Annotated in this window: 18 protein-coding genes; 7 read left to right on the top strand and 11 right to left on the bottom strand. The window is 74.9% G+C overall.

The genetic code is table 11. The features are described 5' to 3' along the window. Positions 1 to 129 precede the first annotated feature (129 nt). On the top strand, positions 130 to 855 hold the full coding sequence (locus tag ACFC02_RS18415; RefSeq protein ID WP_376357812.1) for a DUF2470 domain-containing protein: 726 nt from the start codon (positions 130 to 132) through the stop codon (positions 853 to 855). On the opposite strand, the gene ACFC02_RS18410 is transcribed toward ACFC02_RS18415, so the two are convergent. The 3 genes from ACFC02_RS18410 to ACFC02_RS18400 all read right to left on the bottom strand — a co-directional run bounded on the left by ACFC02_RS18410 (position 823) and on the right by ACFC02_RS18400 (position 4254). Then, positions 823 to 2043, bottom strand: a complete 1221-nt coding sequence (locus ACFC02_RS18410) for a lactonase family protein (RefSeq protein WP_376357809.1) — start codon at positions 2041 to 2043, stop codon at positions 823 to 825. The two genes, ACFC02_RS18415 and ACFC02_RS18410, sit on opposite strands and share 33 nt — an antisense overlap. Before the next feature lie 409 nt (positions 2044 to 2452). Then, a complete protein-coding gene (locus tag ACFC02_RS18405) occupies positions 2453 to 3706 on the bottom strand; it encodes an aromatic acid exporter family protein (protein ID WP_376357806.1) in 1254 nt (417 codons plus the stop codon). Between the two features lie 53 nt (positions 3707 to 3759). Further along, positions 3760 to 4254 (bottom strand): FBP domain-containing protein, encoded by a 495-nt coding sequence (locus ACFC02_RS18400; RefSeq protein ID WP_376357803.1) that lies wholly within the window; start codon positions 4252 to 4254, stop codon positions 3760 to 3762. A gap of 102 nt (positions 4255 to 4356) precedes the next feature. On the opposite strand from ACFC02_RS18400, the gene ACFC02_RS18395 reads away from it, so the two are divergent. Continuing rightward, the gene (locus ACFC02_RS18395; RefSeq protein ID WP_376357800.1) at positions 4357 to 5346 is read left to right on the top strand and encodes a DUF3626 domain-containing protein; all 990 of its coding nucleotides are present in this window, start codon (positions 4357 to 4359) and stop codon (positions 5344 to 5346) included. A 111-nt stretch (positions 5347 to 5457) separates the two neighbouring features. Then, positions 5458 to 6744, top strand: coding sequence for an ROK family protein (locus ACFC02_RS18390; RefSeq protein WP_376357797.1), 1287 nt, complete (start codon positions 5458 to 5460; stop codon positions 6742 to 6744). Positions 6745 to 6786: 42 nt separating this feature from the next. On the opposite strand, the gene ACFC02_RS18385 is transcribed toward ACFC02_RS18390, so the two are convergent. The 3 genes from ACFC02_RS18385 to ACFC02_RS18375 form a co-directional block, all read right to left on the bottom strand. Further along, a complete protein-coding gene (locus tag ACFC02_RS18385) occupies positions 6787 to 7596 on the bottom strand; it encodes an SAM-dependent methyltransferase (protein WP_376357795.1) in 810 nt (269 codons plus the stop codon). 313 nt (positions 7597 to 7909) lie between these two features. Further along, the gene (locus ACFC02_RS18380) at positions 7910 to 8173 is read right to left on the bottom strand and encodes a DUF397 domain-containing protein (RefSeq protein ID WP_360961900.1); all 264 of its coding nucleotides are present in this window, start codon (positions 8171 to 8173) and stop codon (positions 7910 to 7912) included. A gap of 4 nt (positions 8174 to 8177) precedes the next feature. Continuing rightward, positions 8178 to 9044: a helix-turn-helix domain-containing protein gene (locus ACFC02_RS18375; protein ID WP_376357791.1), complete on the bottom strand. Its 867-nt coding sequence runs from the start codon at positions 9042 to 9044 to the stop codon at positions 8178 to 8180. Positions 9045 to 9303: 259 nt separating this feature from the next. Here ACFC02_RS18375 and ACFC02_RS18370 point away from each other — a divergent pair, with 259 nt between their 5' ends. The 3 genes from ACFC02_RS18370 (at position 9304) to ACFC02_RS18360 (ending at position 11060) form a co-directional block, all read left to right on the top strand. Continuing rightward, positions 9304 to 9813, top strand: a complete 510-nt coding sequence (locus ACFC02_RS18370; protein ID WP_376357788.1) for an ATP-binding protein — start codon at positions 9304 to 9306, stop codon at positions 9811 to 9813. A gap of 68 nt (positions 9814 to 9881) precedes the next feature. Then, positions 9882 to 10673 (top strand): DUF6624 domain-containing protein, encoded by a 792-nt coding sequence (locus ACFC02_RS18365; protein ID WP_376357785.1) that lies wholly within the window; start codon positions 9882 to 9884, stop codon positions 10671 to 10673. A gap of 108 nt (positions 10674 to 10781) precedes the next feature. Beyond that, positions 10782 to 11060, top strand: coding sequence for a hypothetical protein (locus ACFC02_RS18360; protein WP_376357782.1), 279 nt, complete (start codon positions 10782 to 10784; stop codon positions 11058 to 11060). A 219-nt stretch (positions 11061 to 11279) separates the two neighbouring features. On the opposite strand, the gene ACFC02_RS18355 is transcribed toward ACFC02_RS18360, so the two are convergent. The 5 genes from ACFC02_RS18355 to ACFC02_RS18335 all read right to left on the bottom strand — a co-directional run bounded on the left by ACFC02_RS18355 (position 11280) and on the right by ACFC02_RS18335 (position 17056). Next, on the bottom strand, positions 11280 to 12308 hold the full coding sequence (locus ACFC02_RS18355) for an SDR family oxidoreductase (RefSeq protein ID WP_376357779.1): 1029 nt from the start codon (positions 12306 to 12308) through the stop codon (positions 11280 to 11282). 145 nt (positions 12309 to 12453) lie between these two features. After that, a complete protein-coding gene (locus tag ACFC02_RS18350) occupies positions 12454 to 13428 on the bottom strand; it encodes an SDR family NAD(P)-dependent oxidoreductase (protein WP_376357776.1) in 975 nt (324 codons plus the stop codon). A gap of 396 nt (positions 13429 to 13824) precedes the next feature. Continuing rightward, complete coding sequence (locus tag ACFC02_RS18345; RefSeq protein WP_376357869.1) at positions 13825 to 15171, bottom strand: aromatic acid exporter family protein; 1347 nt, start codon at positions 15169 to 15171, stop codon at positions 13825 to 13827. A 111-nt stretch (positions 15172 to 15282) separates the two neighbouring features. After that, positions 15283 to 15939, bottom strand: a complete 657-nt coding sequence (locus tag ACFC02_RS18340) for an HAD family hydrolase (RefSeq protein ID WP_360962239.1) — start codon at positions 15937 to 15939, stop codon at positions 15283 to 15285. A 79-nt stretch (positions 15940 to 16018) separates the two neighbouring features. Then, entirely contained in the window at positions 16019 to 17056 is a 1038-nt protein-coding gene (locus ACFC02_RS18335) for a PHP domain-containing protein (RefSeq protein WP_376357773.1), read from the bottom strand. A 184-nt stretch (positions 17057 to 17240) separates the two neighbouring features. On the opposite strand from ACFC02_RS18335, the gene ACFC02_RS18330 reads away from it, so the two are divergent. After that, positions 17241 to 18053: an SDR family oxidoreductase gene (locus ACFC02_RS18330; protein WP_376357770.1), complete on the top strand. Its 813-nt coding sequence runs from the start codon at positions 17241 to 17243 to the stop codon at positions 18051 to 18053. Positions 18054 to 18100 lie beyond the last annotated feature (47 nt).

Here is an 18100-nt window from a genome sequence, read left to right as displayed (position 1 = left end):
CGTGCCTTCGTACGCCCCCGTCGGCCACCCGTGTCCGGGTGGGCATGGTTGGCGTGCGCCGCGGTCTTCGGTAAGTTAGGCAAGCCTTACCTAAGGTAAGGCGGGCAGGGCTTACGAGGAGGTTTCCGGATGGGTGACAGCCCCACATGGACGGCGGCGCCCGGTGCGGCGCGGCGGGCGCGGTCGGTGCTGGCCACCGCCTGGTCCTGCGCGGTGAGCACGCAGGGCGGCCGGGAGGAGTTCGCCGGCGCGCACACCGTGGCCGAGGACGGCCGGGTGCTCCTGCGGCTGCCCGGGGACAGCGCCCTGGGCGCGGCCGCGCTCTGCGCGCCGCGCGGCGAACTGCCCGCCGTACTGGAGTTCGCCGACGTGGCACCCGTCCCCGTACGCGACCGGATCCGCGCCCGGCTGTGGCTCACCGGGCGGTTCGCACACGCGGACGAGCACCTGGTGTTCCAGCCCCGGCGCGTGGTGCTGCGCCAGGCCCCGGCCGCCGTCGTGGTCGATCCCGAGGAGTTCGCCGCCGCCGGCCCCGACCCGCTGGCATCGGCCGAGGCCCGCCTGCTCACCCATCTCGCCGACGCCCACCCCGACGCGGTGCGGCGGCTCACCCGGCTCGTCGCGGCCGACAGCCTGCACGGCGCGGTGCGGGTCCGCCCGCTCGCCGTGGACCGGCACGGCCTCACCCTGCGCGTCGAGCGGGCGCGCACCCACGGCGACGTACGGCTGCCCTTCCACGCACCCGCCGACGACGTCGCCCGGCTCACCGAACGGATGCACGCCCTGCTCGCACAGGCGAGCGCCGCGTCCTGCCCGCGCGCCCTACAGCGGCAGCGCGCAGACGGCGACGGGTGACGCGAACGGCTCGCCCGCCAGGCTCAGCGCGCCGCTCACCCGGTCGACGTGGAAGACACTGACCGTGCCCGACTTCTGGTTGGCCGCGAACAGCAGCCGGCCGTCGGGGGAGAAGGCGATCTGACGCGGGAAGTCACCCGCCACCGCCACCGTGTCCAGGAGCCGCAGCCGGGCCCCGCCCGCTCCCACGGCGTACCGGGCGATGCTGTTGTGCCCCCGGTTGGCGAGGTACGCGTACCGGCCGTCGGCCGTGACCAGGAACTGCGCCGGATAGTTCCTGCCCGTTCCCGAGCCCGTCGGCTGCTCCTCGCCGACGGCCAGCCGCCCCGTCGGCGGGTCGTAGGCGCAGACCGCGACGCTGTCGTCGACCTCGTTGGCGAGGTAGGCGTACCGGCCGCCCGGGTGGAAGGCCAGGTGGCGCGGTCCGGCACCGGGCCGGGTGCGGGCCCGGCTGACCTCGGTGAGCCGTCCCGTGCGCGGGTCCAGCCGGTAGGTGTACACCGTGTCCGTACCGAGGTCGACGGCGAGGACATGGCCGCCGTCCGGGCTGGTGACGACCTGGTGCGCGTGCGGTCCCTGCTGACCGGGGCCCGGCGGCGGGCTGGAGTGGGTCACCAGATCGGCGCGCCCGCCCAGCGCGCCCGAGCCGTCGATCGGGTGCACGGCCACGCTGCCGGACCCGTAGTTCGCGCTCAGCAGCCAGCGACCGCCCGGGTGCACGGAAAGGTGGCAGGGGCCCGCCCCGCCGGTCGCACGGCTGCCGAGCACCCGGTGGCCGTCGAGCCGTACGGCGGTCACCGCCCCGTCCTGCCGCTCGTCGACGGCGTACAGGGTGCGGCCGTCGGGGTGCAGGGCCAGGTACGAGGGGTCCGCCACGCCGGTCAGCGCGCCCCGGCCCGTCACGGCGCCGGAGACCGGGTCGTACGCCGCCAGGCCGATGCCCGGGCCGCCGCCCTCGACGGAGGTGTACGTGCCGAGGTACAGCGGCCGGGGCCCGGGCGGCCGGCCGGCGCCTTCCGGGCCGGTCGCGGACGCCGCCGGTGCCGCCCGTCCCGTAGCCGCCCTCGGCGTGGACCTCGGACCCGTGGCCGGCGCCGGGACCGCCACCACCGCGGCGGCTCCCGTCACCGCTCCGACGAACCGGCGCCTGCTCCACCTGCCGTCCGACGCTCGTCCACCGCTGCCCATGCCGCCATCCCAGGTCGTCGTCCGAGTCGGTCGTCACGATCACCTTCGCCCGGACCACCCGCGGCGGGCAAGAGGGGCGACGGCCCGTGGCGCGGGACGGCCTGCCTGCGGCTCGGGACACGACGGGCGGCCGCTGCCACCGGTCGCCGTTGTATCGCCGCCCAATCGCCGCCCAATCGCCGCCCAATCGCCGACCGGGCGTCGTCCGGTCGGCGCGTCCGGGGGCTTCGATCCGCCGCACGGGGAGGTGGCCGAGGCCCGGCGGCGGCGCGTGGGCGCCCGCCTCCGGCAGCCGCCGCGTGCCCACGCCCCCCCCGCACCTCGCGGCGACCCCAGCGCGTCGCCCGCGGTCCGCACCGCCGTCCCGGCCGCACGCGCGTCCCCCTCACCGGCTGACCGGGGCGTCCTGTCACACGGAGCGCCGTACGGCGCCGGCCCGGTTCCTGCGGATCCGGGCCGGCGCCCCCAGCCGGTCCGCGATCCGGGTCAGCCGCGACCGGCGTTCGCGCTGCTCGCGCGTGTGCCGGTCCAGCTCCTCCAGGAGCCGCTTGGAGCGGTGCTCGGTGTCCATCTCGTCGATGATGCGGTCGACCTCGGTCAGCACCGCGCCCTGCAACTGCCACTGGCTCGCGTCCTGCTGCACCTCCGCCAGCAACTGCTGCGCCAGCTTGTCGCGGGTGGCCGCGGCCTGCCGCAGCTCGGCCGCCAGCCGGGACTCGGCCGACTCGGCGCTCACGCTCACGTCGGTGGTCACCAGCACCGCGTAACTGACCACCGCGTCGGAGATCTCGGACAGCAACTGCTGCACCAGCTCGCCCGTCTGCGGGGAGAACAGCGGCTCCGGCTCGCGCGCCTTGGTCAGGTCGGTGAAGGTGCGCGCCAGCACCCGCAGGACCACCGTGCAGATCTCCAGCGTGTCGAGCCCGGTGCGCAGGACCACCCGGTGCAGCAGGCCCTCCCGGACGCGCGGGTTCAGGCGCAGGCTGTCCTCGGCCTGCCGCAGGGCGGCGTCCACGTCGGTGATGTCGTGGTCCAGCCGACGCGCCTCGTGCAGCCGGGCGGCGGCGCGCTCCACCGGCGTGCCGTCGGCCACCTCCTCGCCCATGTGCAGCATCAGCTGCCGCATCCGGCGTGCCAGCCCCTCGATGGACTCGCCCGCGTGTTCGGTCCACACCGGGGGCGCGAGGAGCAGGTTGCAGCCCATGCCGACCACCGCGCCGATCAGCGTCTCCACGATCCGCGCCCAGGCGGTGCTGCTGACGGTGGTGACCCCGAGGACCAGCATGGCGCTGATCGCCACCTCGGCCACGAACTCGTCGACCCGCACCAGGTGACCCACCCCGAGACCGGCCAGGATCACCAGGGCGAGGCTCCACCAGGTCAGCCCCACCAGCAGGGAGAAGAGGATGGCGACGACCACGCCCGCGACCACCGCGTTCACCCGTCGCACGCTGGTCTTCAGCGTCGCGAACAAGGTCACCTGGACGACCAGCAGGGCCGTCAGCGGAGCGGTCAGCGGCGCCGGCTCGGGGCTCAGCCACTTCGCGATCACATACGCGATCGTCGCCGCGACCGTGGAGCGCAGCGCCTGGACGACCACCGGGTCCCGGTGCCGCTTCACCAGCCGGACAAGGGACGACATCGACTCACTCACATCGTGCATCCCTTGCGCTCTTCCCCGTTCGCACACGCATCGAACGTGGTTCCGCCCCGCGGTCAGTCGTACAGCTTGTCCAGGAAGGCGGCCAGATTGCCCGTGGTCCGGGCGATCTGCTCCCCCAGGGTCAGGCTCTCCTCGAAGCGGGTCCCGGACTGCGGGACCTTCTTGCCGCGCAGGTACAGGGAGCAGGCCAGGTCGGTGCACATGTACAGGCCGACGGAGTTGCCCTCGCGTCCCGCGGCGCCCGTCTTGCGGGCGGTCATCAGCGAGACCCCGCCGCCCGGGTGCGTGGTCAGGCACAGGGAGCACATGCTGCGGTGCAGGAAGCCGCGCTGCGAGGACGGGAAGCGCAGCGCGATGCCCACCGTCCGGCCCTCCCGTTCGGTGACCAGGTAGCTGCGGTCGGGCGCCCCCGGGTCCCGCCAGCCCAGGAAGTCGAGATCGTCCCACGGCCGGTCCGCGAGGTCGCGGGGGACGGCCAGCCGCTTGGCCTCGCCCTTCGAGCAGTTCACGAAGGAGGCGCGGATCTCCTGCTCGGACAGTGGTCTCATGAAAGGCTCCGGGTGGATCACGGCGACGGGAGCCCCGGGGGCTCTGTTGCCTAATGGCTTTAGTTTCACAGCTAGGGTAAGCAGGTTCCGGGAGGGGATCCAATGGATTACGGCGAGCTGCGGGCACCGAGGGCCGTGGCGGCGCTCGCCCATGTCACGGCACGGTCCACGGGACCGGCCGCGGAGGCGGGCCTGCGCATCACCCTCAACTTCCACCCGGACCGGCCGGCCGGCGGGCTGCCCCTGCTGCGGGCGATGGCCCGCGACGGCGCGTACCACTCGCAGTTCGTCACCGGCACGAGCAACGGCGGGCTCACCGCGCACCCCGGCGGTGACCGCCGACGCTGGGAGAGCCGTATCTTCGGCGGCGCGTACGACGACGCCCCCGCCGGCGACCGGCCCGTCTACGGGGCGCTGGACTTCCGCCGCCAGGTGGTGGGCGCCGCCCCCAGGTTCGGTTCCTCGCACTTCCGGCTCACGGCGGCGGCGCTCGCCCGCGCCACCTTCTGCTACCCCGACAGCGCGGCCGAGCCCGGCGACTTCGGCACCGCCGCCGCCATGGGTCTGATCGCCCTGGCCCAGGCCGACGAACGGGACGCGCTCGACGACTACATCGAGGCGCAGGTGCACGGCGGCGTCGACCTCGCGCGGGACGTGGAGGCGCTCGTCCTGGACGCGAGCTACCGCGGCACGCCCGTCGAGGCGGACGCCCGGGACCTGCCGTGCCGGATCGAGTGGCACCCCGGCTACCGTCTCGCCGTCACCGAACTGCGCCGGCACGGGGACTACCGCGGCGAGGAGTGCACGGCGCTCGGGGCGCGGATCGCCCGGGACGGGCACCTGGACCCGTGGGTCATCGGCGAGGCGGTGCGCACCGGCCGCTACGCCACGCAGGACCTGAAGAAGGTGTGGCACCTCCTCGCCCGGCACGGGGCGCCCGAGGGGGCGGGGACGGCGTGCGCACCCCGCGTGGGCAGCGCTGACAGTGCGGGCAGTGCGGACGGTGCGGGCCCCGCAGACGCCGCGGGCAGGACCGCAGTCCCCGGGCCCGCGTTGCCCCACCCCGCGACGCCCGATCTCGCCACGCCTTAATTTATAGTCTGACCTAAGGGTGCATGGAAGTCGCGCCGAGGCGGCCCGCAGCGGTATGTTGCAGGTCGGGACAGCGCAGGGCGAAGCGCCCGGGGCGGACGAGGGAGCCACATGGCGGGGCAGAACGGGCGCACGGTGCGCGATCTCAGGCGGGCCAACCGGGCGGCCGTGCTCCAGCGGCTGTACTTCGACGGCCCCCTCAGCCGCTTCGAACTCGGCCCGGCGACCGGTCTCAGCTCGGGTTCGGTCAGCAACGTCGTCGCGGACCTGGTCGCCGACGGCCTGGTGGAGGAGGCCGGCAGCGTCGACTCCGACGGCGGGCGCCCGCGCACCCTGCTGCGCGTGGTGCCGGGCAGCGGCCACATGATCGGCGTGGACGTCGGCGAGACCCGGGTCCGTATCGAACTGTTCGACCTGACCCTCACCGAACTGGCGCGCACCGAGCGGCCGCTCGCCGCGCAGCGCTACGACGTCGAGGTGATCACCGGCCACATCCGGGACGGCGTCGCCGAGGTCCTGGAGACGGCAGGCCTCGCCCCTGAACGGCTCCTCGGCGTCGGCATCGGCGTCCCCGGCATCGTCGAGCACACCCCGGACCGCGGCGCCGTCGTGCACGGACAGACCATCGGCTGGGACGCGGTGCCCCTGGAGACGCTGCTGCGCACCGCCTGCCGGCTGCCCGACAGCGTGCCCTGCCTCATCGACAACGGCGCCAAGACCCTGGGCCAGGCCGAGATGTGGTTCGGCGCCGGGCGCGGCGCGGGCAACGCGGTCGTGGTGCTCTTCGGGTCCGGCGTCGGCGCCTGCCTGGTCACCCCGGAGGTGGAGCGGGGCCGGGCCGTCGAGTGGGGGCACCTGACGGTACGGGTGCGGGGGCGCCGCTGCCGGTGCGGCGCGCTCGGCTGCCTGGAGGCCTACGCGGGCGCGGAGTCGCTGCTGGCCCGCTGGCGCGAGGAGGGCGGACGGCCGCCGCGCGACACCGACGAGGAGACGGCGCTGACCGCCATGCTGGCCGCCGCCTACCCGCCCGACGGCACCGCAGCCGACCCGGTCGCGCTCGCCGTCCTGGAGGAGACCGCCGAGTACCTCGGCGCGGGCCTGTCGGACCTGATCAACCTCTTCCAGCCAGAGCGCATCCTCATCGGCGGCTGGGCGGGCCTCCAGCTCGGCGCCCGCTTCCTGCCCGCCGTACGCCGCCACGCCACTGCCTACGCACTGCGCCACCCCGCCGACAAGGTGACCGTCGAACTGGGCCGCCTCGGCCCCGACGCGGTCACGGTCGGCGCCGCGATCCTGCCGCTCGCCGACTTCTTCGCCCGCGGCGGGCGCCGCGCCCAGCCGGTGCCCGAGGCCCGGCCCCCGGCCTGGCAGACGGCCCTGGAGGAGCGCAGGACCTAGTAGGGCCCGGTGGCAGCCCCCCGTGCGCGGCCGTTCGGCGGGTCACGGCTTGCGGGCCACGCCGCCGTAGATGTCCGTCGGCTCCGGCTCGGTGCCCGGCTCCGGGCGCCACAGCGGGCAGGAGACGATGCCGGGCTCCAGCACCTCCAGGCCCTCGTAGTACGCGGCCACCTGCTCCGGGCTGCGCAGGACGTACGGGACGGCGCCCGTGTCGTCGTAGCCCTGCTGGGCCTCCTTGAGCGCGCGGTCGGTGTCGGTGCTGTCGTAGTGCACGAAGCAGCTGCCGGAGGGCAGGGCGGCCTGGAGGCGGCGGACGATGGACTTCGCCTCCTCGTAGTCCTGGACGTGACCGAGGATGCCCATGAGCATCAGGGCGACCGGCCGGTCGAAGTCGAGTATCTTCGCGGCCCGTTCGATGATCACCCCGGGCTCGTGCAGGTCTGCGTCGAGGTACTCGGTGACGCCCTCGGGGGAGCTGGTGAGCAGGGCCTGGGCGTGCCGGAGCACCAGCGGGTCGTTGTCGACGTAGACGACGCGGGCCTCGGGGGCGATGCGCTGGGCGACCTGGTGGGTGTTGTCGTAGGTGGGCAGTCCGGTGCCGATGTCGAGGAACTGGCGGATGCCGAGTTCGCCCGTCACGTGCGTCACGGCGCGGATCAGGTACTGGCGTGAGGCGCGGGCCATCGTCTCGATGGTGGGCGCGTGTTCGCGGTAGGCGTCGCCCGCGGCCCGGTCCACCTCGTAGTTGTCCTTCCCGCCCATCCAGTAGTTCCAGATGCGGGCCGAGTGGGGCACCGAGGTGTCGATCTTCGACAACGGGTCCTGGTCGGGGGTGGTCCGGCCGTCAGTCATGGGGGTCTCCTGCCCTGCGTCGCGCGGGCGACCAAAGTACCGTCAACCTGACCGCGCACGCCCGTAGTTCGCGGCGCGCGCGGGGCGCATCGGCGGCACCCGGGCGCCGGTGCGCACGCGGGAGCGGAACCTGGGTCCGGCCGCGGGGGAGCGGGACCGCCCGCACGGCGGGAGGCGGCGTGCGGGCGGTCCCGCCCGGCCGGGCCGGCACGTGGTCCGCGCCCGGTTCGGCCGGGGCGCGCGACCGCCGCGGCCCTGGCCCGGCGGTGTGCGGCGGGCCAGGACCGGTGGGCCCGGGACCAGGGGCGCAGGCTCAGTCGACCAGGAAGTCCGCCAGGCCCGCCTTGGCGCCCTGGAGGAAGGTGATCATCTCGTCCCGGGTGTAGACCAGCGCGGGGCCTTCGGGGTCGGTGGACTGACGTACGGCGACCCTGCCGTCGGGCAGGCGCTTGGCCTCGACGCAGGAGCCGCCGTTGGTGCCGCTCCAGGGCTTGTGCCAGCCTTCGGTGCCCAGTTCGCCCGCGGGCATGCCGTTGCGGACACGGCCCTCGGGATTCCGGGGTGCGGTGGATGCCATGGGATCACAACTCCTTACGCAGTTCGGCCAGGATGTCCTCGGTCCGTGCCACCGGTTCCGCCTGGACGGCCATCCGGTCCAGTACTTCGAGATAGGTGACGACGTCCCGCGGCCGGTCGTAATAGACCGAACCGGCCAGGTTCTCGGTGTAGACGACGTCGGGCAGTTCGGAGAAGCCGAAGCGGAAGTGGTGGAAGGGGCCGTAGGCGCCCGGGTGGGCCCCCACGGAGTAACGCATGATCTGGATCCGCACCTTGGGCGTGCGCAGGGCCTCCAGCAGCCGGTCCACCTGGGCGCGCATCACCTCGGCGCCGCCGACGGGGCGGCGCAGCACCGTCTCGTCCAGGATGGCCCACACGGCCGGGCCGTCCGGCTTGGCGAGCAGGTCCTGCCGTTTGAGGCGCAGGTCCACACGGCGTGCGAGTTCCTCCTCCGACTCGTTGGGGAAGCCGACGCGCATGAGCGCGACAGAGTAGTCGAACGTCTGCAACAGGCCCGGCACGTAGTGCGGTTCGTACAGGCGGATGACGCTGGCCTCGCTCTCCAGGCTCACGTAGGCCTTGAACCACTCGGGCAGCACATCGCGGTACGTGTACCACCACCCGGGTTTGTTGGCCTCCCTGGCCATGGCGACGAAGTCGTCGATCTCGGCGGCCGGGACCCCGTAGGTGCGCAGCAGCTCCTTGACGTACGGGATGCGGAGCCCGACCTCCGCCTTCTCCATGCGGCGGATCGTCAGCGGGGTCACCTCGATGGCCCGTGCGGCGTCCTCGAAGGACACCCCGGCCCGCCCCCGCAGCTGCCGCAGACGCTTGCCGAGAACCATCCGCAGGACGGTGGGTGCGCTGCCGCCGGAGCGGTTCTCACTCACCTCTGACCTCCCGGAGCGGCTGTCACAGCGTGCAGTGTGCCACGCCCCCGACGACACGAACAGGGTGATGCGGAGCTGTCTGAAATTATCAGAACGCAGGTTGCGAGCCGAGTGTGTGCCACATCATAGTGATCCGGGAAGCCGCCGCCCGGCCGGTGCTCTTGGCCATCAACTCGGGGCGGTGGTATGGGAACTGATGTTCCGACAGGTGCGGTGCGGCCCCCCCACGGACCGCACGGGACTGCGAGGCGAGAGCTGGATGACCACCGTGACCGACGGACAGTCGGAGAGCCGCGACGGCACCTCGGTCGGGGTGGGCGGTGCGTGCCGGGCCGACCGCGCACCGGACCCGGGCGGCGAGCCGGCCCGCCTGCGTTCCACGGTGCCCGCCGACCCCTCCTGGGCCGCGGCCGTACGCCGCCTGGTGAGCCGGCACCTCGCCCGGCTGCGGCTCTCGGCCGACCAGTGCGACAGTGCGGTCCTGGCCACGGACGAGCTGTTCGCCAACGCGGTCAGGCACGCGAGCACCGGCCCGCGCGACACCGTCACCCTCACGATCGAGCGCACCGCCCGCACCCTGCGGGTGACGGTGGCCGACCGGTCGCCGCTGCCGCCGCGCCGCCGCACGGCGGACGCCGCCGCCGAGTCGGGACGGGGACTGGCCATCGTCGCCGCGCTCGCGGACGACTGGGGACTCGCGCCACCCGAACCCGGCACTCCCGGCAAGGGGGTCTGGTTCACCCTGAGCCTGCGAGGAGCCGCGTCATGACGCAGAGGGCGCACCGGGCAGCGGGCGGGGGAGTGTCCGGGGCAGGACGAGCACGTGAGGGCGGGGGCGTGGACACCGTCACCCGCGGCGAGCCGGCGACCGGCGGACGGGCGCGCGGCCCGGCGGACGGTACGCCGGGGTGTGCGCCGGGCGGCCCGCTGTGGCAGGCGCTGACGGCGATGTACGCGGCGGACGCCGCCTCCGCTTCCACCCTCGCTCCCGGGACGACCGGGTGCCCCGAGCCGGGGGACGCGCCCGGACAGCCGGACGCCCCGGCCACGGGTGAGGTGCCGGACGGGCCACTGCGGCGGGCTCTGTCGGCGATCTACACGCCGGCGGGTCCGGCGGTGCCCGCCCCGGCCGGCGCGAGCGTGGCCCGCACGGCGGGCGAACTGCTCCGCCGGGCCGAGGAGGACCGCCGGCTGACGCGGGAGGCGGGCGCCGCGCCCACGCCGGAACGCCGGCGCCGGGTCGTCCGGTGCCACCGTGACAACGCCGACGCCCTCGCGGCCATCGTGGGCCGCCAGGGCTGGCCGACCGCCGACACCGTGGGCGCCCGGGCGTCGACAGCGGCGCTGATGATCCTGCTGCACGCCCCCGAGCTGGCGCTGCGGCTGCGCTGCCGGGACCTGATCGCGCAGGCCACGGCGGACGGCCGCTGCCCCGCCGTCCACTTCGCCTACATCGCCGACCACTGCGCCGTCGACCTGGGCGAACAGCAGTTCTACGGCACGCGCATCAACCCGGTGACGTTGTGCCCGTACCCGGTCCGCCTGCCGGAGAGCCTCGACGAGCGCCGCCAAGACGTCGGTCTCGGGCCGATGGAGGAGCAGATGAAGGCGCTGCGGCTGCACGGCTGAGCCACCGGCGGGGAAGGTTTCGCAGGTCACAGGGGAGGTACCCGCGCCTTGGCCGCACGCCGTGCGGTCGGCCGCCGTGCCACGCGCGCACCCGCGAAGGAGTACACCGTGACCGGAAACCGTACGCCCGTCCCCCGGGACATGCCCGATCAGCAGGCGGACGTGGACGAGGACCCCTGGGAGACCGCGCGGTCCGCCGGGTCCGGGCGGACCCACGGGGAGCCCGCCCCCGACGAGGCCCCCACCACCGACGAGACGGCCGACGAGAGGGGCACCGGCCGGGCGGGTGCCCCGCGACCGGGAACCGGGCACCCGCCCGAGCCGCAGACCGCGGGCGAGGGACGCCCCGTGGAGGAGAACCCCGCCCCGGACGAACCGACCGGCTGACCGGCCGCGGCCTCGCCCCGCACCCTCTGCCCGCCCCCTCGGCACCCCTCCTTTCCCGCCTCTGTTCCCGGCCCTCCGACCGGGCGCGTTCCCGGCCCTCCGACCGGGCGCGTTCCCGGCCCTTCGACCGGGCGCGGGCGGTCCGCCCTCCGATCGGAGAACCGAGCGGTCCGGCCTCCGGCGGGAGACCGGGCGGCCCGGCCCGCTCGCTCGGCCGCTTCAGCCGACCTTGCGCCCGCGCAGGGGCTCGGTGTCCGCGCCCTCGCCGCGCCGGAGCCCCCGCAGGAACTCCTGGATGACCTCGGTGGCCGTACGCTCCGGGCGCCAGCCGAGTTCGGTACGGGCCCGGGCGCAGTCCATCAGCGGCAGGCGCAGGACCGCGTCGAACAGGTGCGGGGAGGCCGGCAGCAGATGCAGGCCCCAGGCCGCCGCGATCGCGGAACGGGCCGCGCCGCGCGGCAGCCGTACGGGCCGGGCCCCGAGCATCTCGCCGAGCACCCGGGCATCGAGCGGCGGGTCGGCGGCCAGGTTGAAGGCGCCGCGCACCTCGTGGCGCAGCGCCAGCACGTAGGCCCGTGCGGCGTCGTCCGTGTGCAGAACCTGGACCCGCAGGCCGGGGATGTCCGGCAGGAACGGCAGCAGCTCGGGCCGGGCGATCGGCCCCGGCAGGAACCGGCCGCCGAAGATCCGCCGTTGCTCGCTCGCGGACTCCGCCTTGAACAGGAACCCAGGGCGCATCCGCACCACCCGGACCTCGGGGTGGTCCCGTTCGAACGCGTCCAGGGCCCGCTCCAGGTACGCCTTCTCCCGGGTGTAGGCGGCATCCGGCCAGCCGTGGGTCGGCCAGGACTCGTCCACGGCGTGGTCCTTCGGCCCCGGCGAGTACGCGCCGACCGAGGAGGCGTGCACCAGCACCGGCACCCGGGCGGCGGCCACGGCCTCCTGCACGCGGATGCCGCCGAGGACGTTGGTGCGCCAGGTCGTCGCCGGATCGTGCGTCGGCTGGAACGCCCAGGCCAGGTGGACCACCGCGTCCGCGCCCTCGAACTGCGCGGCCAGGGGCGCCTGTTCGGAGGCGATGTCGACCCGTGCCCACTCCGTCTTCGGCGGCGACCACCCCGGGGTCCGCCGGGCCAGGCCCCGGACCGAGGACACCTCCGGATCCTCGGAGAGCAGACGGACGACGCTCGTTCCGACGTTGCCGGTGGCGCCCGTGACGACGACCCTGCTGCCCGACACGCTGCTCACGTTCGGCTCCTCTCGGGGACTGTCGAGTGCGGGGCACGAGTACCCGCTCCCCGGCCATCGACCCGGGCACGGCCCCGCGGGCCGGCATCACGGAGGGTCCCCCTCACACTGCACGTGGCGGGCCGCCGTCACGGCACGGTGGCGGTCAGGACCGGCCGGCGAACGCGTCCACCCCCGTCAGCTCCGCCGACAGGGCCCACAGACGGGCCGCCTGGCCGGGGTCGGTGGCCCACGGCTTGACGCCGCTCGGGTGCGCTCCTTCCTCGGGGACCGGCTCGGCGATGTCGCAGTCCTCCAGGTAGACGCCGCCCAAGCCGTCCAGCAGGGGCGAGGTCGCCGCCCAGACCTGGGTGGCCGCGCCCTGCTGAGGGGTCTTGAAACCCTCCGGGTTCAGCGGCACGCCGTTCTCGTCGACCCAGCCGCGCTCGAACATCTCCTGCTGGGACAGATGGCGCTGGAGCGGGGTGATGATGGCGCCGGGGTGGAGGGCGAAGGCCTGCACGCCGGCGTCGCGGGCCAGCCGGTCGAGGTGCACGGCGAACAGGACGTTCGCGGTCTTGGCCTGGCCGTAGGCCTCCCACTTGTCGTAGCCGCCGCGCCAGTGGACGTCGTCCCAGCGGATCCCGGAGAACTGGTGGCCGCGGGAGGAGACCGAGACGACGCGGGCGCCGCCCGCCTCGATCGCCGGCCACAGCCGGTTGACCAGGGCGAAGTGACCGAGGTGGTTGGTGGCGAACTGGGCCTCCCAGCCGGGGCCGACCCGGGACTCGGGGCAGGCCATGATCCCGGCGTTGTCGATGACGAGGTCGACCGTGCGGCCGGAGGCCAGGAACCGTTCGGCGAAGGCGCGGACGCTGTCGAGGTCGCCCAGGTCGAGCGCGTCCGTCTCGGCGCCCTCGATGCCGTGCAGCGCCTCGCGGGCGGTGTCGGGGCGGCGGGCGGGCACGATCACGTGGGCGCCGGCCCCGGTCAGCGCCCGCGTGGTCTCCAGGCCGAGGCCCGAGTAGCCGCCGGTGACGATCGCCAGACTGCCGGTGAGGTCGATACCCCGCAGGACGTCGTCGGCGGTGCTCGTCGCCCCGAAACCCGAACCGATCTTGTGCTGTGGCGTAGTGCTCATGCCAGGAACGCTACGGATTGGAGCGCTCTCGAAGTCAAGCGCCCGCCGACACGGCCACGAAACCCGCCACGAGATCCGGCCACGAAACCCGCCACGGAACACGCCACGAGATCCGGAAACGAAACACGCTCACGAAACCCGGGCACGGCATCCGGCAGGGGCGTGGAGAGAGGGGAGCCCCGGCCGGACGGGGGAATCACGGCCGGGGCGGTCCGGATGTGGGTACGCATGGCGGTCGCCTCTCGGCGAGACGCTCCACAGGGCTTCAGCCGAACGATCGTCCCTGTGGGCAATAGGTGAGGCCCGGGGACACTGTCCCATCCGCACCCACGGTCTCTTCAACGGCGCGAGGACGTCCGGTGTTCCTGCTTCTGCCGCCTTCCGTGGTGATCCGGGTCACTCCGCGGCGGTACGCGGTGCGATGTCCGCAGCGGTGCGGCGCGCGGCCCCGGACGCGGCCCCGGGGACGGTCTCCGCCCACAGGCTCTCCGCCTGCAGCAGCAGCGACCCCAGCACCGTGACGGGGGCCGCCGCCCGGCCCGCCTGGTCCCGCAGCCCCTCCTGCAACTGCCGGTGCAGCGCCCGTCGCGCCGCCTCGGCCTGCTCGCCGTCGCCGTCTCCGCGGTCTCCGCCGTCGCCGTCTCCGCCGCGGTCGTCGCAGCCGCCGGCCGGGCGCCGGCCGAGCAGCCGGGCGCTCTCCGAGTGGCACGCCCCGGCGATCAGCTCCAGCAGACCGGCGTACGTCCGCAGCACCTCCGGGTCCGGCGGCGCGGGTGCGCGGTCCTCGTCGGCCGCCACCGCGAGCGTCCGGGTGAGCGCCCGCACGTGCCCGGTGACCCTGCTCCAGCGCTCGTCCTCCGTCTCGGGCGGCACCGCCGACGGCGGCCGGCGCAGCGCGCGCAGCGGGCCGGCCGTCAGGCGCAGGCTCTCACGGCCCCAGCGGCGGGCCGAATGCAGCGTCTCCAGGCGGTGTTCGAGCCGGGACGAACCGCGGGACCACTCGGCGGCGCTCCCGCTGTCCCACTCGCCGCCGCGCAACCCCGCGGCGACCCCGCACAGCACGTCGCCCGCCTCCCGGGCGACCGCCGCGAGGTTCTCCCGCACGTCCCGCAGGTGGATCGGCGGAAGGACGAACGCGTTGACGGCCAGCCCGATCACCGCACCCAGCGCCGTCTGCCACAGCCGGTGTCCGACCGAGGCGGCCGAGACGCTGCCCGTCGCCAGGGTGAACACGGCCGTGGTGGCACCGTAGATCCCCTGGTCGCCGAAGCGCGACCAGTTCGCCAGCAGCATCAGCACGGGCAGCGACAGCGCGAGCGCGGTCAGGGTGCCGCCGGTTACCGCCTGCGCGGCCGAGGCGAGCAGGGTCCCCGCGCAGATCGCCGCGCACTGCTGCCCCGCCCGGAGCAGCGAGCTGTACACCGTGGCCTGCACCATGACGAGCGCCACCCACGGAGCCATCAGCGCCATCGGATCGCCCAGCCAGACCTTGGCCACGACCCAGGCGACGAGCGCGGCCCCGGCGGCCTTGAGCGACTGCACGACCAGGTCGCGTTCCCGGCCCGGCCCGCGCGCCACGGCCCGCAGGGCCCGCCCGGCGCGGCGCGCCTCCTCGCCCACGGCGCGGCAGAACCGGGGGCCGAGCAGCTCGCCGAGCGCACGCGCGGTGCGCCCCCCGCTGTGGCGCGGGGCGGAGGGGTCCGGTGGGGGAGTGTGTGCCGGGGTGTGCGGTGCGCCCGTCATCGTGCCCGGGTGTCCGCGCGGCGCGGTGTCTCGAGCGGGGAACACGTCACGTTCCCGGGCCGTGCTCCGTGAGTCCGTACCGGCCGTGTGCCGGCAGTCCGTACCCGCATCTCAGGCCAGCGGGCTGTTCGCCAGGGACGCCAGCAGGTGCGCGGGATCGTCGTAGACCCACTGCGCTCCGGCCCGCTCCAGGTCGGCGCGCGGGATGCCGCCGCTCAGGACGCCCACGCAGCGCACCCCGGCTCGGCTGCCGGCCCGCATGTCCCAGACGGTGTCGCCCACGAACACCGCGCGTTCGGCGGGCACCCCGACCAGTTCCAGGGCGTGCTCGACCGGCTCGGGTGCCGGTTTGCCCGCCTCGACGTCGTCGGCGCTCGCGGTGGCGGCGATGGCGTCGTCCGCGTCGATCGCCCGGCGCAGCGCGTCCAGCTCCGGGCCGCTCGCCGAGGTGGCGAGGACCACCGTCCAGCCGTCCCCGTGCAGCCGCCGCAGCAGCCGCCCCGCGTCGGCGAGGGCGGGCAGCCGGTCGAAGTACTGCGCGTACAGCGCGCTGTGGGCGGCGCTGAGGGCGGAGTCCTGTTCCTCGTCGCGGTCGTCGCCGAGCAGGTGCGCGACGAGGTCGCCGGAGCCGAGCCCGACCGAGTGGTGGATGGCGTGCATGGGGACCCGGTGGCCCGCCTGCCGGAACGCCTCCCACCACGTGGTGACGTGGAGGTGGTTGGTGTCGACGAGTGTCCCGTCGACATCGAAGACGGCGGCACGGTCCATCGAGGTTCCCTTCTGCTGCGAAGTCATGAGGTCAGCGGCGTCGGCGGGTGCGCGACGCGACGTCCGACCGGGTACCACGTCAGGCGTCGCTCACTCCGGACGGTGTGCGCCGCTGCCGCGTCCAGGCCAGCAGTTCCTCCAGGGACCAGGTGGTCACCACGCGCGCGGGCGGCACCCCGCACTCCTCGGCCCGTGCGCAGCCGTGGATCTGCCAGTCCAGCTGGCCGGGCGCGTGCGCGTCGGTGTCGACGGAGAACAGCACGCCCGCCGCGACCGCGCGGCGCAGCAGCCGGCGCGGCGGGTCCAGCCGCTCCGGGCGGCTGTTGATCTCCACGGCCGTGCCGGTCTGCGCGCACGCCGCGAACACCTCCTCCGCGTCGAACTCCGACTCGGGCCGCCCCCGCCCGGTCACCAGCCGTCCGGTGCAGTGCCCCAGGATGTCGGAGTGCGGATCGCGTACGGCGGCCACCATGCGGCGGGTCATCGAACGGGCGTCCATCCGCAGCTTGGAGTGGACCGAGACGACCACCACGTCCAGCCGCTCCAGCAGTTCCGGCTCCTGGTCGAGGGAGCCGTCGTCGAGGATGTCGCACTCGATGCCGGTGAGCAGCCGGAACGGTGCCCAGGTCTCGTTCAGCCGGGCCACGACGTCCAGTTGCTCGCGCAGCCGCTCGGGGGACAGCCCGCGTGCCACCGTCAGCCGCGGCGAGTGGTCGGTCAGCACCGCCCACTGATGGCCGAGGGCCGCGGCGGCCCGGCCCATCTCCTCGATCGGGCTGCCGCCGTCGGACCAGTCGGAGTGGAGGTGGCAGTCGCCCCGCAGCAGCGCGCGCAGCCCTTCGCCGCCCTCGGCGAGCGGCCGGGCGGCCTCGCCCTGCAGTTTTCGCAGGTAGCCGGGGACCTCCCCGGCCAGCGCCTCACGCACGACCTGGGCGGTCTTCGGCCCGACCCCCTTGAGGGACTCCAGCGTTCCGTCCGAGACCCGCCGCGTCACCTCCCCGGCGGGCAGCGCGGACAGCACCCGTGACGCCGTGCGGAAGGCACGCACGCGGTACGTCGGCTCCCGGGACCGTTCCAGCAGGAAGGCGATCCGGTCCAGCGCCTCGACGGGGTCCATCGCCACCTCCGTCCCCAGGGTTTCCCGCCCCGGCCGGGACCGCACCTCCACCGGACACCTTCCCCCCGGACCGCACCGGCCACCGCGCGGGCCCCGGCCCACCGCCCCGGCCCGCCCGTTTGCCCCGGCCGCCCCCGGGTACTGCGTAGCCCGACTCACGACGCCTTGTACCGCAGGAGGCCCCATGTCCGCTCCGTCGCCGTCCGCCGCCGGGGTGGCCGTCGTCACCGGTGCCGACTCCGGCATCGGCCGGGCCACCGCCGTCCGCCTGGCCGAGGCGGGGCTGGACATCGGCATCACCTGGCACAGCGACGAGAAGGGGGCCGAGGAGACCGCCGAGGAGGTCCGCGCCCACGGGCGCCGCGCCGCCGTCGCCCGGATGGACCTCACGCGGCTGCCCGCCGCCGCGGACGCCGTGGACGAGCTGGCCGGTGCGCTCGGCGACCGGATCGACGTCCTGGTCAACAACGCCGGTACGGGCACGGCCACGCCCTTCCTCGACCTGCGGCTGGAGGACGTGCGCGAGGTGCTGGACGTGGACCTCGTGGGGCCGTTCCTGTGCGGGCAGAAGGCGGCCCGGCGGATGATCGGCCAGGGGCGCGGCGGCCGGATCGTCAACGTGACCTCGGTGCACGAGCACCAGCCCCGGGTGGGCGCCGCCCCGTACTGCGCGGCCAAGGGCGGCCTCGGCCTGCTCACCCAGGTGATGGCCCTGGAACTGGCCGAGCACGGCATCACCGTGAACGCGGTGGCGCCCGGCGAGATCGCCACCCCCATGACCGGCCAGGAGGACACGGACGTGCGCGCCGAGCACCGTCCCGGCGTCCCGCTGGGCCGCCCGGGCGACGCCCGTGAGGTCGCCGCGGTGATCGCGTTCCTGGCCGGCCCCGACGCCTCGTACGTCACCGGGGCGTCCTGGAGCGTGGACGGCGGGATGCTGCGGATGGGGCCGATGGCGGGCTCCCACCTGGCGGGGGACGACTGGCGCCGCCCCTGAGAGGGCCCCCGTGCCCACCGCCCGCACCGGACACGATCTAGGCTTGA

Source organism: Streptomyces sp. NPDC056160, from assembly GCF_042268205.1.
GTDB lineage: Bacteria > Actinomycetota > Actinomycetes > Streptomycetales > Streptomycetaceae > Streptomyces.
Note: the sequence above shows the minus strand (reverse complement) of the source record. Positions and strands in the feature narration are given on the sequence as shown.

Bases quoted from the DNA above. Each gene is read 5' to 3' on its own strand.
- ACFC02_RS18390 (WP_376357797.1), top strand. From the start codon at position 5,458: ATGGCGGGGCAGAACGGGCGCACGGTGCGCGATCTCAGGCGGGCCAAC.
- ACFC02_RS18340 (WP_360962239.1), bottom strand. From the start codon at position 15,939: ATGGACCGTGCCGCCGTCTTCGATGTCGACGGGACACTCGTCGACACC.
- ACFC02_RS18350 (WP_376357776.1), bottom strand. From the start codon at position 13,428: ATGAGCACTACGCCACAGCACAAGATCGGTTCGGGTTTCGGGGCGACG.
- ACFC02_RS18405 (WP_376357806.1), bottom strand. From the start codon at position 3,706: ATGCACGATGTGAGTGAGTCGATGTCGTCCCTTGTCCGGCTGGTGAAG.
- ACFC02_RS18330 (WP_376357770.1), top strand. From the start codon at position 17,241: ATGTCCGCTCCGTCGCCGTCCGCCGCCGGGGTGGCCGTCGTCACCGGT.
- ACFC02_RS18345 (WP_376357869.1), bottom strand. From the start codon at position 15,171: ATGACGGGCGCACCGCACACCCCGGCACACACTCCCCCACCGGACCCC.
- ACFC02_RS18410 (WP_376357809.1), bottom strand. From the start codon at position 2,043: ATGGGCAGCGGTGGACGAGCGTCGGACGGCAGGTGGAGCAGGCGCCGG.
- ACFC02_RS18400 (WP_376357803.1), bottom strand. From the start codon at position 4,254: ATGAGACCACTGTCCGAGCAGGAGATCCGCGCCTCCTTCGTGAACTGC.
- ACFC02_RS18370 (WP_376357788.1), top strand. From the start codon at position 9,304: ATGACCACCGTGACCGACGGACAGTCGGAGAGCCGCGACGGCACCTCG.
- ACFC02_RS18415 (WP_376357812.1), top strand. From the start codon at position 130: ATGGGTGACAGCCCCACATGGACGGCGGCGCCCGGTGCGGCGCGGCGG.
- ACFC02_RS18395 (WP_376357800.1), top strand. From the start codon at position 4,357: ATGGATTACGGCGAGCTGCGGGCACCGAGGGCCGTGGCGGCGCTCGCC.
- ACFC02_RS18380 (WP_360961900.1), bottom strand. From the start codon at position 8,173: ATGGCATCCACCGCACCCCGGAATCCCGAGGGCCGTGTCCGCAACGGC.
- ACFC02_RS18385 (WP_376357795.1), bottom strand. From the start codon at position 7,596: ATGACTGACGGCCGGACCACCCCCGACCAGGACCCGTTGTCGAAGATC.
- ACFC02_RS18335 (WP_376357773.1), bottom strand. From the start codon at position 17,056: ATGGACCCCGTCGAGGCGCTGGACCGGATCGCCTTCCTGCTGGAACGG.